The 13,785-nt window shown below is 68.9% G+C and carries 13 protein-coding genes; 3 read left to right on the top strand and 10 right to left on the bottom strand.

What is annotated here, in order from left to right; translation table 11 throughout:
- Window positions 1–24: 24 nt before the first annotated feature.
- The 10 genes from FGW31_RS14375 to FGW31_RS14330 form a co-directional block, all read right to left on the bottom strand.
- A complete protein-coding gene (locus FGW31_RS14375) occupies window positions 25–1,521 on the bottom strand; it encodes a C2 family cysteine protease (RefSeq protein ID WP_142193802.1) in 1,497 nt (498 codons plus the stop codon).
- Complete coding sequence (locus tag FGW31_RS14370) at window positions 1,521–1,877, bottom strand: hypothetical protein (RefSeq protein WP_142193801.1); 357 nt, start codon at window positions 1,875–1,877, stop codon at window positions 1,521–1,523. Before FGW31_RS14370 ends, FGW31_RS14375 begins: the two co-directional genes overlap by 1 nt.
- 226 nt (window positions 1,878–2,103) lie before the next feature.
- Window positions 2,104–2,703: a hypothetical protein gene (locus FGW31_RS14365; RefSeq protein WP_142193800.1), complete on the bottom strand. Its 600-nt coding sequence runs from the start codon at window positions 2,701–2,703 to the stop codon at window positions 2,104–2,106.
- 32 nt (window positions 2,704–2,735) lie between these two features.
- Complete coding sequence (locus FGW31_RS14360; protein WP_142193799.1) at window positions 2,736–3,992, bottom strand: mucin-2; 1,257 nt, start codon at window positions 3,990–3,992, stop codon at window positions 2,736–2,738.
- 104 nt (window positions 3,993–4,096) lie between these two features.
- Window positions 4,097–4,849 (bottom strand): hypothetical protein, encoded by a 753-nt coding sequence (locus tag FGW31_RS14355; RefSeq protein WP_233452487.1) that lies wholly within the window; start codon window positions 4,847–4,849, stop codon window positions 4,097–4,099.
- A gap of 192 nt (window positions 4,850–5,041) precedes the next feature.
- Window positions 5,042–5,575, bottom strand: a complete 534-nt coding sequence (locus FGW31_RS14350) for a DUF3093 family protein (RefSeq protein ID WP_142193797.1) — start codon at window positions 5,573–5,575, stop codon at window positions 5,042–5,044.
- Window positions 5,576–5,598: 23 nt separating this feature from the next.
- Entirely contained in the window at window positions 5,599–6,678 is a 1,080-nt protein-coding gene (locus FGW31_RS14345; protein ID WP_142193796.1) for a hypothetical protein, read from the bottom strand.
- Window positions 6,675–7,346, bottom strand: a complete 672-nt coding sequence (locus FGW31_RS14340) for a hypothetical protein (RefSeq protein ID WP_142193928.1) — start codon at window positions 7,344–7,346, stop codon at window positions 6,675–6,677. The genes FGW31_RS14345 and FGW31_RS14340 overlap by 4 nt, the downstream gene beginning before the upstream one ends.
- Window positions 7,347–7,479: 133 nt before the next feature.
- On the bottom strand, window positions 7,480–9,567 hold the full coding sequence (locus FGW31_RS14335; RefSeq protein WP_142193795.1) for a hypothetical protein: 2,088 nt from the start codon (window positions 9,565–9,567) through the stop codon (window positions 7,480–7,482).
- 5 nt (window positions 9,568–9,572) lie between these two features.
- Window positions 9,573–10,292, bottom strand: a complete 720-nt coding sequence (locus tag FGW31_RS14330; RefSeq protein WP_142193794.1) for a hypothetical protein — start codon at window positions 10,290–10,292, stop codon at window positions 9,573–9,575.
- A 530-nt stretch (window positions 10,293–10,822) separates the two neighbouring features.
- Between FGW31_RS14330 and FGW31_RS14325 the strand changes: the two genes are divergently transcribed.
- Genes FGW31_RS14325 through FGW31_RS14315 form a run of 3 tightly spaced genes read left to right on the top strand, consistent with a single transcriptional unit; the run spans window position 10,823 to window position 13,740 of the window.
- Entirely contained in the window at window positions 10,823–11,545 is a 723-nt protein-coding gene (locus FGW31_RS14325) for a hypothetical protein (protein ID WP_142193793.1), read from the top strand.
- Window positions 11,546–11,563: 18 nt separating this feature from the next.
- The gene (locus FGW31_RS14320) at window positions 11,564–12,436 is read left to right on the top strand and encodes a hypothetical protein (protein WP_142193792.1); all 873 of its coding nucleotides are present in this window, start codon (window positions 11,564–11,566) and stop codon (window positions 12,434–12,436) included.
- The gene (locus FGW31_RS14315; RefSeq protein WP_142193791.1) at window positions 12,433–13,740 is read left to right on the top strand and encodes a CpaF family protein; all 1,308 of its coding nucleotides are present in this window, start codon (window positions 12,433–12,435) and stop codon (window positions 13,738–13,740) included. Before FGW31_RS14320 ends, FGW31_RS14315 begins: the two co-directional genes overlap by 4 nt.
- Window positions 13,741–13,785 lie beyond the last annotated feature (45 nt).

Raw genomic sequence — 13,785 nt, 5'->3', positions numbered from 1 at the left:
CTCACCTGCCGGGTGTCACGGACATCAGGGGACATCGAAGGCCTCGGGCCCCTGGAAGTACTTGTTGAACTGCTCCTGCGTCACGGTGATCGGCGGATAGCCGGAGGTTCCCCAGGGATTGCCGAGGATGACCTTGCCGTCGTCGGTGAAACCGCGGACGTAGTAAGCGTGATTGCTGTGGTAGGTGCTGCCCCACTCCTTGGGATGGTTCTTGTCCAGGCTCTCGTCGGCCGGAGTGGAGACGGTGACGACCTTGCCGGACTCGAACGCCTCCCGCAGGGAGTCGAGGTCCTTGTCCTCGTGCTCGCCGATGCCGAGGAAGCCACCCGTCGTCAGGTCCTCGCCCTCCTGGCCGGTGAGGTAGGGGGCGGACTTCTTCGGGTCGTCGCCCTCGATGCCGCCGTAGCCGCGCTCGTTGTCACCGTCGTCCGAGTAGACCATCGCGAAGGCCTTCTCGTAGTACGCCGGCCAGGACTCGCCGTTGCCGTAGGTGCTGATCGGGTTGCCGTTCTGGTCGGTGGGCAGGTCGGGCGTCATGGTGACCCAGTGGTAGTTGCCCTCCTTGTCCCAGACCCGGACGCTGACCGTCCCGTTCGGGTTCTCCTTGATGCCTTCCTGGATGAACCGGGGATTCTTCTGTGCCAGACCGGCCAGCGAGGCGACGTACCAGCAGTCACCGAACTGGTTCTGGTTGACGTCGTCGGACGACACACCGTTCTGGAACAGCGGGTCGCTCGGCGGCGCCCAGTGGATGCCGTTGTTGGTCTGCCCGTTCTGGTTGTTGCCGCCCTCCTCGTAGGCGCCGGTGTTGGTGAACGTCGGCTGCATGCCGGGGAAGGCCGCCTGGAACTTGGGGAGGTTCTCCGGGCTGATCTTCGACAGCATCAGGCTGAGCGTGTCCCGGCGCTTGTCCTCCGGCAGACCGTTGGAGTCGAACGGGTTCCAGCCCGAGTCGCCCGTGTCGGTGAGCAGCTCGTTGTAGAAGGCGAGATCCTTCGGGGACGCCTTGGACAGGAGGACGTCGATCTCGGCCGCGGTGAGCCCGTCGAGCTCCTTCGAGATCTTCTCCAGGTCGTCACGGTTGCCGTTGGTGCCGAAGTCCTTGCCCTGCAGCGCCTGGAGATTACGCAGGGCCTCGTCGATCTTCTTCGCGTCGGGCGCCTTCTCGTCGAGGAACACGCTGCCGTCGGCCACGGGATAGCCCTTGCGTGCCAGCTCCTGCACACCCTCCAGCTGTCTGATCCGGCGCTTCATCGACGACTGCATGTCGCCGAGTTCGCCGGTCAGGGAGCCGGGCAGCCGACGGCGTCCACCGAAGAACGACGGAATCGGGACCACGTCCCCGACAAGTGCCTGCAGGTCGGGGTCGCGGGAGGCGCTCTGCCCCGACGGCAGGTTCTGCTGGGCGGAGGTCAGCAGGGCGGCCAGCTGACTGTGCAGCTTGCCCGCGTTGCCGGCGAGGGTGTCCAGGTCGTTGGCGAGTGTGGTGAGCTTGGCGGCGTCGAATCCCCTGAACGACATCAGTTGCCGCCCGTTCCGGCCTTGGCCTTGTCCTTCTCCTTGGCCTGCCGCTCCAGTTCGTCGGCCTGGTTCTCCCACCGTGTGGCATCGGCCAGCAGGGCACCCCCCATGCCGTTGAGCGTGCGCTGCCGCTGCTGCAGCTTCGCGGTGCACTCGTCGGCGAAGGGCCCCTGCCATATCGCGTTCGCGTCGTTGCCCGCACGGAAGTCGCCGGCACGCGGGGCTGCCTTCTTCACCGCGCCGTCGAGATACGGGCCCAGCGAGCGGGCCAGGGTCCGCGCCTCACGCGCACATTCACGCAACCGCTCGGCTCGCTTCTTCAGCTCGGCGGCGTCGGCCGCGTCCTTCGCCCCCATGTGCAGTTCCTCTCCCCGTTGGCTGCCTGTCGTGCCGGGTCCGCAGGGCGGACCACGAAACCGCTGGTGCAGCATACGGGGGGCAGAGATCTACCCGTAATGAGATGCGATCGTCTCCATGGGTGACACAGAACCACCACAAGTGACGCCCTGCCGCACGAGGAGATCACCCGCGCCGCTGATCGTCGCGAGTAGCGCCCCGGAGGGGACGATCACGGCCCGATCACTACAAGGAAAGCTTGGACAGCTCATCCAGGAACCTGCCCGGAGCCGACACCACTGCACCGCGCAACGACAGGTTGCGCGTGTACACGGCCTCGAAAAGGATGGCCATGCTGATGTCCACGGAGTCCACAGCCCCGTAAGCGGTTCCGGAAATGCTCTTCGGATGCGAACCGCTGGAACGCGTCATGGAAATGCGGGATTCCGGACGTTCCAGCACGTGATGCCGCCGGTTCCCTTCCTCCCGGTACCGGTACTCTCGCCCCACTGCCCGGATCGTCAGAGCCCGGGCGCTTCTGCTCGTCCGCCAGGTCTTCCGAGCGAAGGACGCCTGCTGACCGGCCACAGTCAGCTTTCCTTCGGCGAGGCGTGGCAGCCCGCCGTATCGAATGCCTTTGAAGGAAGACATCGGAATGTTCTCGCCGGTCACCATGGCACCGATGAGCTCCCTGGGGTCGGACGTGGCTACGACTTCCAGGGCCGGCACGATCAGTTCAACGGAGCCCAGTTGCCCTACGGTGCCACGCCAAAAGGTGACCCTGGTCTGCTCCCGTGAAGTGACGGTGTTTGTGTGCCGTTGAAGATCGAACGCAAGTTGGGACATTCTCCGACCCTGACCTCTTCCGGTGTCAAGCACTAATCAAAGGGGTTGAGTGCACTGCCCAGCGCCTTGGCGCCGTCGGCGAGTTTCCCAGCTCCTTCGCTGATCTTCTTGCCCGCCCAGGCTCCGGCGTCGGCGACCTTGCCGGGAAACTTCTTGACGGTGTCCCAGTTGTCGACGATGGTCGCGACACCGTAGACGGCACCCGTGACCACCGCCGCGCCTATCGTGATCGGAGTGGGCGCGACCATGGCTGCTGTCAGGGAGGCGTTGAAGGCCACCCCGGAAGCCTTCGCCACATACCCGGCCTTGTCCCGCTTGAAGGCCTCGACAGGATTGCCTTCCTGCACGAGGTCGACGGCACCGATCACCGTGGAGACGGCGCTGCCGCCGATGCCGGCCGTACGCCAGAAGCCGCCCGTGCGCAGCGCCGTCCCGGCTCCCGAGGCGAAGGCACTCAGTCGGCTCGCTCCGGTTGCCCTGCTCAGAGCGCCGGCGTTTTTGCCGACCTTGAGCAGGTTCGCCTCCCACGCCCACTGCCTTGCCGAAAGCGCGGCGAAACTGTCTTTTCCGGTCAGTGCATCAAGGATCGGCGCAGGAGTGCGCGACCCGATGCTTGCAGCCAACGAGCGGATACTCGCCGGAATGAAGCGGGAGGTCGACTGTCCCTTCAGGAGCTGAGCGAGCGTGGTGCCGGGCGCCTTCAGGAAGTCGACATTGCCGGGTGTCTTCAGGCTCTTGAAGTACTTGATCAGATGGAGTGTGCCCATCGCGGTCATCTTGAAGGCACCCGGCACCGTGGAGACCATGGCCGTCAGGTTGATGTAGTCCCCGACGACCTCCCCGAGGTTCTCGTTGTTCGTCACCTTGGCGACTGCGTCGCCCTTGATGCGGTCGATCCAGTCCTGGAGCGTTTCGCCCTTCTGCCGCTCCAGCCACTTGGTGTCGAACTTGTCGCCGTTCGCCACGGAGGCATTCGCGATGAGCATGGCGTCGGGCGGAAGGTTAGCGCCCTTCAGTTCCTCGGGAGTGAAACCGGCGTACAGGGCTGCTGCCCTGGGATCGCCGTTCTCGGCCCGGAGAATGGCCGCACGCCGGCGCAGGTCGAGTGCCGTGTCGCCGGTCCAGCTCTGCATGGGTTTGAGAGGGCTCAGCTGTCCCGTCACACCCAGGCGGGCCGCCCGGGTGAAGGCTTCGTCCAACTTGTCCCGCAGGTTGCCCCTGCCGTCGAGGAGCTTGGCCAGGTGCTCCATGTCCTCGGGATTGGCCATGCGCTTGGAACCGTTGCTCATCTTTCCCCGTGATCAAGTCTGCGATGCGGACAGAAACTGGTGCCGGAAGGCGAGGACAGGGCGGCCCGGTCGACTCACGCCGCGCCGACACGCGCGTGCGGGCCTCAGGAGGCGGGCTGAGCCTGTGGTGCGGGAGCGAGTTGCGCTCCGTCGGGAAGCAGATCCGTGATCATCTGCCAGAGTTCCCTCGCCGTGGTGCGCCGTACCCTCAGCTCGCTGCTCCGGTCCACCTGCCCATCGGTGACCGGTTCCGCAGGCAGTTCCCTGAGCCAGTAGCCCTCGATACCGCAGTCCCAGACGGCGAGCGCCGCCACGGCCAGCCCGTTTCCGGGTGCGGCCTGCGCATCCCTGTCCTTCCAGGCCACAGTCATGCGCCACATGCAGTTCAGTTGGGACAGCACCTCCGCCAACCGCACCGGCGCGTTCGCCGCCTCGGCCACGGCCCCCGGCTCCTCGTACCGCCCCGTTTCGATGTGGGTGACCACGTCGTCGAAGGCCCCCATGGTCGAGACGATCACGTCGTCGCCCTGGAACTCGTCCGTGAAGTCCCGGTGCAGATCCACCATCCTGGCCAGGGCCCAGACCAGCGTCTCGGGTTCCGCGGGGACATACTCCGACTCCGTATCGCCGGGCCAGGTTTCGTGCGTGAAGATGAAGTCGTCGCCGATGACGGCTCCGCTTCGGGTGACGCCCTGCGAGCCACTGATTTCCACTTGCACGATGACACGCGGTTCCATGAGCGTCGCGACCAGCGGATAGAGGTCGGCCGAGATCTTTTCGTCGGTGTCGAGGATGCCCGACTCCCGCAGCTCTGAGCGGGCCTCGGACAGCTCCTCGGGAATCTGCTCCTCCTCCACGAGGAGTCCCAGCACGCTGATGTGGGAGTCGGAGAGTCGGAGCCTACGTCGGGCTGCGTCTACGGAAGGCATTGTTGAGGTCCCTCTGCCAGAAAAATCGTTGAAGAATCAGGGGCCACGGGCGTGACCGGCCGGCGAAGTACGACGAGACCGCTCCGCCGCAGCCGGCCTACCGGGTGGCCTGCGGGCGGTTCACGGTTGCCGGTTCAGACCTGCTGTGCCCTGGGCCAGCGCGGTGAGAAAGGCCACGCGGTCGCGGGTTGCGATGCGGAGCTGCTCTCCCTGGCGCGTGCGGATCACGACACTGTCCATGCCCATGGGAACGGACCAGCCACCGCCCACGAGACGGGGTTCGCCGCGATCGCCCGCCCGTAGTCCGGGCAGCGGCGCGTCCACCGCGTTCAGCGAGGCGGCGTACTGCTCAGCGGCGGTCGGGAGCGGCTGTTGGGAGGCCGTCTGGACGGAGACCGGGTCGATGGCCGTGAGCGGGATGCGCTCGCGACCGACGCGGAGGGTATCCGCGTCCATCCGGATGCGGTGGTAGACGAACTTGGAGAGGGGAACGGCGAGGCAGGGCAGCAGGAGCAGGAGGAACAGCCCGCACAGGCCGAGCCACAGGCCGATCTCGTCGGGGATCGTGTCGACTCCCATGTAGACGATTCCGGCCAGGTAGACGGCTATGCACACGGCCGACCAGGTCTTCGGGGTCTTCTCTACGTAGGACATGTTCGTCATTGAATCGCGCCTGTTCACCGGTTGATGGCCTGGATCTCCTGGACGGTGACCGCCTGGTCACTGCCGAACGTGCCGTCGGGCAGGTCGCCGCCCGCGCCGCCGGTGCCGGTCCATGCGATGTCCCAGGTGATGGTGGCCTGGAGGTTGTAGGTCCCGTTGCCGGAGGAGCGGAGGTACTTGATTCCGCAGGGCGGGGTCCGGTCGGCCTTGCCCTTGGCGTACGGCTCGCCGATGGAGCCGTCGTCGTTGATCGTGCACTCACCCGAGGCGGGGTAGGTCTCGGCGTCGGCCGTGCCGGGCTCGAGCTTGAGCGACACCGGCTTGGCGGTCGTCGTGGCCTGGAGGGCGAAGCCGGGGACGTTGATGGCCGCGGTGGCCTGGACCTCGTCGAAAACTGCCTTGTCGAGCCAGGCCCAGGTCGGCAGGTTGACCTTGGTGGTGCCTTCCGGGGCGAGGCTGACCTCGGTGTCGGGCAGCTGCATGTGCTGGTAGGCGAGGGCGGCGAGGATCTCCGGCGTGATGGCCTCTTCGTACTGGGGCGGCGGGGCCTCGCCGTTGTCGACCCAGAAGGGGAGGTCGTTGCAGGAGCTTCGCTTGAGCAGGTCGGGTTCGTCGGGGTTTTCGACGGCGGCCCAGAACATGCCCTCGCCGTCCTTGTCGACGTTGTAGTCCTTGTAGCCGGGGGTGTCGGTCCAGCCGTACTCGTCCTCGTAGTGGCGCTGCAATTCGCTGAGCGCCGCGCCTGCGTGGCCGCCCATGCCGGGCGCGTTCATCTGGCTCTCGATGTCCTTCGACATCTTCTTCTTGAAGTCCTTGGCGCCGAGGTACGGGGCGTACCAGCAGGGCGGTGGCGTCCAGTTGACGTCGGAGGAGGTCACATTGCCGGTTCCGCCGTCGCCGGCGACGGAACCGGAGTACGTGATCCGGGCGGCGGCGTAGATGCCGGTGGCGTCGCCGCCGCCGGTCTGCTCCGTGGTGGCCCCTTTGTCGGATCCGACAGGCTTCGCGGCGTAGGCAGGCTCGGTGAGGATGATGGTGCTGAGGGCCAGCGTCAGTGCCGTAGCGCCGATGAAAGCGCGGAGTGATCCCCTCACTGGCACTTCGCTGCCTTTGTCTCGACGAACACCTTGGATGCCTGCCAGAGGTCGTCAGCCGTGGGGTACTTGACCATGATGATTTTGTAGTAGTCGAAGTCCTCGATGCTGGGCTCGGTTTTGAGGACCTTCTCGGTTTTGACTTCCTTGCCGTAGAACTGGCCGGCGTCCGCACAGAACGCCACCTCTACCGACTTTCCGTTCGCAGCGGACCGAGTGGTGGCGTCGTAGTGGCGCAGTGTGCCGGTGGCCGTCCAGCCTCCGTCGATCCAGGCGTTGATCTGCGTTTCCGCGTAGTGCAGTCCGTCACCGGTGGCATAGGCGGTGACAGCCGCGTCCTCGGTCGTGCGCTTGTCCACACCTCGGTAAATGGCCCGGAAGAAGTTCGCGGCGTCCTCCATGGCGGCCGCCTCGTTCTTGTCCTTCGGCTTCTGCCAGTCGAAGACCAGGTTCATGTCAGCGGGCAGGGAGACGTCCACGCCGTCCGGCTTGCCCTCAGCCGGTGCTCCCGAGGGCTCTGCCGACTTGCTCGGCTTCGCCGTTCCCTGGTCGGCTCCGGCGATCTTGTCGTTGTCGTCGGGTTTGTCGTCCCCGCCTCCGCATGCCGTCAGGAGCAGGGCCGCCGTCGTGGCGAACGCGACGGCAACGGGCAAAGAGCGGCGCTTCACAGTGACTCCCCGTGAGACAGATATGCAGTCGAGGACAATGACGGTATCCGTGTGGTTCCTGGTTTCGCCACAGCGAACTCCGTGGCGGGCGCGGGTGGATGCGGTGGGCATGTCCGGTTGGTGGCCGTTCCGTTCAGCCGGTGCTCGCGCTCTCCCGGACCTTCGTCACCAGTGCCGCGTAGCCGCTCGACAGGGTCGACAGCAGGCCGTCCGCGGGCTCGTCGTAGCGGACGCGGGTGCCGGAGGGACGGGGGAGGGTGAGGAACTGGCGGGGGAGGTCGCCGGGGGCCGCTGTCGCCGTGTCGCGGCAGAGGGCGCAGACGGGCAGGAAGCGCCGGGTGGCGGCGTTGTCGGCGACGCGTATGTGGCGGCGGGTGGCGGCCGCGCCGTGGAGAGGGTTCACGGCACAGCAGCGGGCCGTGTTGTCGCCCTCCAGGGCCGCCCTGGTCGCGCGGGCCAGCACGGTGACCGCCAACAGGTGCGCCGTGGGTGTGCGGGAGTCGCGGAGGCGGGCGGAGTCGGTGCCGGCGAGGAGGAGGGCCGCCTCGTAGCGATCCTGGGCGGTCCGGGGTGGGGACGGCGCGGCCGCCTGGACGGCGGACTGCGCGGCGCGCAGTTCCGCCCGTGCGGTGCGGCGCAGGTACGCCTCCGACGGGGACGTCGGTGCCGTGCCGGGTTCGACCGGGAGCAGGGTCAGGCCGAGGCGGCGCCTCACAGCGCTGACGGTCCTCCACGCTCCGGCCACCAGGCACAGCAGCAGCAGGGCCGCGAAGCCGCCGACGAACAGGCCCGGCCAGAAGTCGGTGGCGAACAGCGGCGGGAGGGTGTGTTCCTTGGCCGGGTTGAGGGCCTGTGCCGGGCTTCCGGAACTGTTCGGCTCCTCGGTGCGGGGCGCCTCGTCGAGGTACGTCATGAGGGCGTCGAGGCGTTCGGCAAGGAGGTGGTCCTCGTCGTCGTACGCCTTCTCGCTCCCGTACGTGATCGACTCGGGCAGGTCGAAGAGGAGGTCGTAACTGTCCAGGCGGAGGCCGTGGTTGAAGACGTCGATGAAACCGCTCACGGGGTCGGCGGCGACGTACACGCCGTCCTTGTCCAGCCGGGCGTGGACGGCCGCCGAGAACAGTTCCTCGTCGCCCGCGGACTCGTCCTCCGAGCTGTGGGGGACGAGCGTGACGAAGACGGGGCCGCCGCCCTCGGAGCGCCGGAAGCGGTCGATGCGCTCGTGCAGGCGGGCGAGTTGCGCGGCGTCCAGTCGCTGCGGGCTCTCCGGGTCCTGGTAGACCGGGTCGCGCGTGAGGCCGGCGGAGACCCGCTCGACGCGGGCGGAGAGGTCCGCCGGGGTGGGCGTGGGGGCCGCGCTGCTGCGGGTCTCGTCGAAGAGCAGGGGCGCGCCGGCACCGATCGCTACGGCCGTGGCCAGGGCGGCGGCGGGCAGGGCGAGCCGGTGGAGGAGAGGGCGCGCGGGTGCGGGGGCGGAGGACTTGCTCTTCTTTTTCTTCCTGGCGGCCGCGGGCGGCCCGGCGCTCAGGCGGCGGCGTGCGTACGGGACCAGCAGCAGGATCGACAGGGGCACGCCGGTGAGCGCGATGCCCGTGAGGAACGACTGGTTCCGGCGGTCGGACGGGCCGATGTACATCTGCTCCGGTGCGCCGTCCCGGTATGCGGCGGACGCCGCGGACGCCCGCGCCTCGGCGTTCTCCGCGTCGTCGGAGACGATCTCCACGAAGCGCTCGAAGCTGCGCAGCGCGCCGGCGTCGTAGGGGAGTTCGAAGCGTGCCGCCCGCGCGGCGGCCTCGGCGGGGGCGCGCACACCGAAGGACCTGGCCGCGATGACCTCCGAGTCGTCCACCAGCACGTACAGGCCGTCACGGCCCAGCCGTTCGTGCACCGCGCCGAGCAGCTCGTCACCGTCGGTGTACGGAGCGGGCAGGACCAGCACGTACGTCGGTACGCCGGTGCGCTCGGCCAGGCGGGCGAAGTCCGGGGCCAGGGAGCGCGGGACCGCGCGCGGCAGCTGGTCGGTGACATGGACCGGGTGGTCGCGCAGGCGGTCGGCGAGATGGGCGGCCTGGGTGGAGAACGGGGAGGTGGACCGGGTACGGGGCTCGGGCTGGGCCTGGGCCGCGGGCGCGGTCGTCAACGCCGTCACGACGACGCAGAGGGCGACGACGCAGAGGGCCGGGAGCAGGCGGGTCGCCAGGCGGCGGATGGTCAGGGGCATGGTGGTCACTTCAGCTTGGCGTTCTGGGCCTTCACCACCGTCACCGGCAGCTTCGCGTCGCTCGGCCGGGTTTCCGCGATGGCCCTGCCGTCGACGGCGAAGTAGACGCCGATGACGTCGCCGCTGCGGACGACCTGGGTGTGGTGGGTGTGGGAGGCGCCGCGGAAGGTCATCGTGGTGGTGAAGCCGAGGGAGTCGTCGCCGGCCGGTGCGACCTTCTCCGCGGTGACGGAGTCGTACGTGCTGGTGCCGCCGCTCGCCTTGGCGGTGAAGCCGTCGCCGCAGGACGCCACCGCCTTCTTCAGGTCGTCCATGGCGGTCCCGGCGCCGCCGGCGGTGTAGGTGGCAAGGGTGACGTACGTGTGCGCGCCGGCGTCCTTCGACAGCACCCGGACGAGGTGGGCCTGCGGGTCGCCGAGCGGAAGCTGGTTGACGGCGTGGGCCAGCGGCGCGCAGACCTGCTTGTCGAGGGTGACGTCCTCGGGCGACTCGGCGAAGCGGTATGCGTCCGAGTGCGGTTCCACCCGGTAGCCGTCGACGTCGGCGGACGTGACCATGAGCCCGTGGAGCCGCTCGGCCGGGGTCGGCGGCTTCGTCTCGGTCGCGGAGGGCCGGGGCTCACCGGTCGTGCCGTCCGACTCCGTGCCCGAGCCGCAGGCGGTGAGCGCGGCGAGGGAGAGGGCGGAGAAGGCGGAGGCGGCCGCGAGCATGGCGACGCGCTTCATGGATGGCTCCTTGGTGGTCGGTCGAGTCCTGCGGCGAGCGGGAACGAGCGCGCGGCGCGCCTGCGGACTCATCTGTCCCCGTGTCCCCGTACTTACGTCCCGTCACCTTGCCCGGTCGAAGATCATGGCACGGACGGTCGGTGCCCCCGTGAGTGAACCGTGCAGGCCTCATGAGCGGTGGGTGATGAATCGTACGTACTGCGTGGCCGCCGGGGCGGGGCGGGGGTTCGCTCGCGCACAGGGGGCGGGGGTTCGCGGGGCCGGTCCCAACTGGGTTGTTCAAAGGTGAAATTGCAGATGAATAACGGTGTGCGGGGCCGTGCGGGCGGGGCGGGCTCCGCCTTGAGGGGCTTATGTGTGGCTGATACGGTGCGATGGCTTGACACTCACCCTCGCGTTGGTTATTCGCCCAGGTCGGGCGGGTAGGTCCGACGCGTCCCGCATGTCTGTGCACGGGTGGACGAGGGGGAAGTGTCCGGGATTTCAGGGAACTTGGCAGACTATTTCTTGGGTGTACGGGGAGCGGTTGCGTGAAGATCCAGGAGCGTACGGGGGCGGGCGCGGGTCGTTCCGCGGCTCCGGCTCAAGCATCGGTCGGTGACCGGCTTCCCACTCCGCCGCGCGAGCGCAAGCCGGCCCTGGCCGCGCTCGCCGTGCTGCTGATCCTCGTCGGCGCGCTCGGCGCGACGATGCTGGTGCTGCAGGCCGGTGACCGCATCGAGGTCATCAAGGTCGAGAAGGAGATCCCGGCCGGGGCGTCCGTCACCGACGCGGACGTGACCTCCGTGATGGTCGCCGAGGACGCGGGCATCAACTACATCCGGTGGGAGCAGCTGGACACGCTCAAGACCATGAAGGCGAAGACCACGATCTACGCCGACACGGTCGTGCAGGGCCAGATGTTCTCCGCGAAGAGCAGCCTGCCCGAAGGCAAGGCCTCCGTGGGCCTCGCCCTCAAGGAGGGCCAGTACCCGGCGGACATCAAGCCCGGCGACATCGTCGCGGCCTACCGGGTCGGCGGTGCCGGTTCAAGCTCGAACGACTCCGACGACACCGACTCCGGCGCGAGCGGTTCGTCCTCCGGTGCCCTCGTCGACGGCGCCCGGGTGAACACCGTCGCGGACGACAGCGACTCCACCGTGAGTACGGGCAGCAAGACGCTCACCCTCCTCGTCGACCAGGCCGACGCGGCAGCGCTCGCCTCGGCGGCGGCCGCGGGTGAGGTCGCCATCGTGCACGTCCCCGGCAACTGAGAAGGCGGCACCCCACCCATGGCCCTCATCGCCCTCGCCGCCGACAAGGGTTCCCCCGGCGTCACCACCGCGGCCGTCGCCCTCGCGGCGGTCTGGCCGCGGCGTGTCCTGCTCGCCGAGACCGACCCGGCGGGCGGCGACCTCGTCTACCGCAGCGCCGCCGCGCACGGCGGCCCGCTCAACCCCAACACCGGCATGCTGTCCATCGCGGCCACCGCCCGCCGCGGACTCGTGCCCGACCAACTGTGGGACCACGTACAGCCGTTGAGCGGCGGCCTGGAAGTGCTCGTGGGGCTCGGCATCGCCGAACAGGCCGCCGGGCTCGCCGGACTGTGGCCGACGCTCGGGCACGCCTTCGCCGCGCTCGGCGACTCCCCGCACGCGCCCGCCGACGTCATCGCCGACTGCGGACGCATCAGCGGCGACACCCCCGCCCTGGAACTGTTCGCCCACGCCTCGCTGGTGCTGCTCGTCTCGCGCACCGAACCGGAGGCGCTGGCGCGCGTGCGGGACCGTGCCGCCGCGCTCGCCGGCCGGCTGCACGGCGGCCCGCGCGGCGCCGCCACCCTCGGCAACCCGGTGATCGGCGTCGTCCTGATCGCCGACACGGGCGACGCCGCCAAACTGGCCTCCCAGGTCAACGACATGCTCGTGCACGCCCAGACCGGGGCCCGCGTCGTCGGCACGCTCGCCGACGACCCGGCCGGCGCGGAGCAGCTGGCCGGCCGCAGGCGCGGGCGCCTCGACAAGTCGCTGCTGATCCGCTCCGCCCGCAAGGTGACGGCCGACGTCTACCAGCAGTACGGCGCCGCCTGGGCCGCGTCCGCGCAGGCCCAGCACGCCCAGGTGCAGGCCCAGCAGGCGCAGCAGGCCCGCGGAGCCGGGCGATGACCGCTGTCGACCACCAGCTGGTCAAGCGGTTCCGTCAGGACGCCGGCGACCGGATCGCCGAACAGCGCCGCCTCGACCAGGTCAACGGCGTCACGCCGATGTCCACCGAGGACGAGCGGCAGTACGCGCGCGCCGTCATCGCCCAGATACTCGAGGAGTACGCCCGCGCGGAGATCAACGCGGGCCGTACGCCGCTCGACGCGGAGACCGAGGAGCAGTACGCGGCCGCCGTGCACGCCGCGCTGTTCGGTGTCGGCCGGCTCCAGCCGCTGCTCGACGACCCCGAGGTCGAGAACATCGACATCAACGGCTGCGACCAGGTGTTCGTCGGCTACTCCGACGGCCGCGAGGTGCGCGGCGAGCCCGTCGCCGAGACCGACGAGGAGCTCATCGAGCTGATCCAGGTGCTGGGCGCCTACTCGGGTCTGTCGTCGCGGCCCTTCGACTCCGCCAACCCCCAGCTGGACCTGCGGCTGCCGGACGGTTCGCGTCTGTCGGCCGTCATGGACGTCGCGCGGCGGCCCGCGCTGTCCATCCGCCGAGCGCGGATGGGCAAGGTGTTCATCTCCGACCTGGTCGGCAACGGGACGCTGACGCCGGAACTCGGGCACTTCCTCGCCTGCGCCGTCCGCGCCCGCAAGAACATCATGATCGCGGGCGCGACCAACGCCGGAAAGACCACGCTGCTGCGCGCCCTCGCCAACGAGATCCCGCCGCACGAGCGGCTCATCACCGTCGAACGGGCGCTGGAGCTCGGCCTCGACACCTTCCCCGACCTGCACCCCAACGTGGTGGCGTTCGAGGAACGACTGCCGAACTCCGAGGGACAGGGCGCCATTTCGATGGCGGAGCTGGTGCGCCGCTCGCTGCGCATGAACCCTTCCCGGGTCATCGTGGGTGAGGTGCTCGGCGACGAGATCGTGACCATGCTGAACGCGATGTCGCAGGGCAACGACGGTTCGCTGTCCACGATCCACGCCAACAGCTCCAGCGAGGTCTTCAACCGCATCTCCACCTACGCCCTGCAGGCGACGGAACGACTGCCCATCGAGGCCAGCCAGATGCTCATCGCCGGCGCGGTGAACTTCGTCGTCTTCATCCAGCGGCGCAACGACTACCAGAGCGGCGGCCGCCTCCAGCGCATGGTCACCTCCGTCCGCGAGGTCAACGGCGTCGACGGACGCGTGCTGTCCAGCGAGGTGTTCGCCGAGGCCCCCGACGGCCGCGTCGTCGCGCACGCCCCCATAGCCTGCCTGGAGGAACTGATGGCGTACGGCTACCGGCCCAGCGGAACGTGGGGGTGAGCCGGTGACCACCCCGACGACCACGACCCCGGACGTGGCCGTGAA

This window comes from Streptomyces calvus (genome assembly GCF_006782915.1).
Classification (GTDB): domain Bacteria; phylum Actinomycetota; class Actinomycetes; order Streptomycetales; family Streptomycetaceae; genus Streptomyces; species Streptomyces calvus.
Note: the sequence above shows the minus strand (reverse complement) of the source record. Positions and strands in the feature narration are given on the sequence as shown.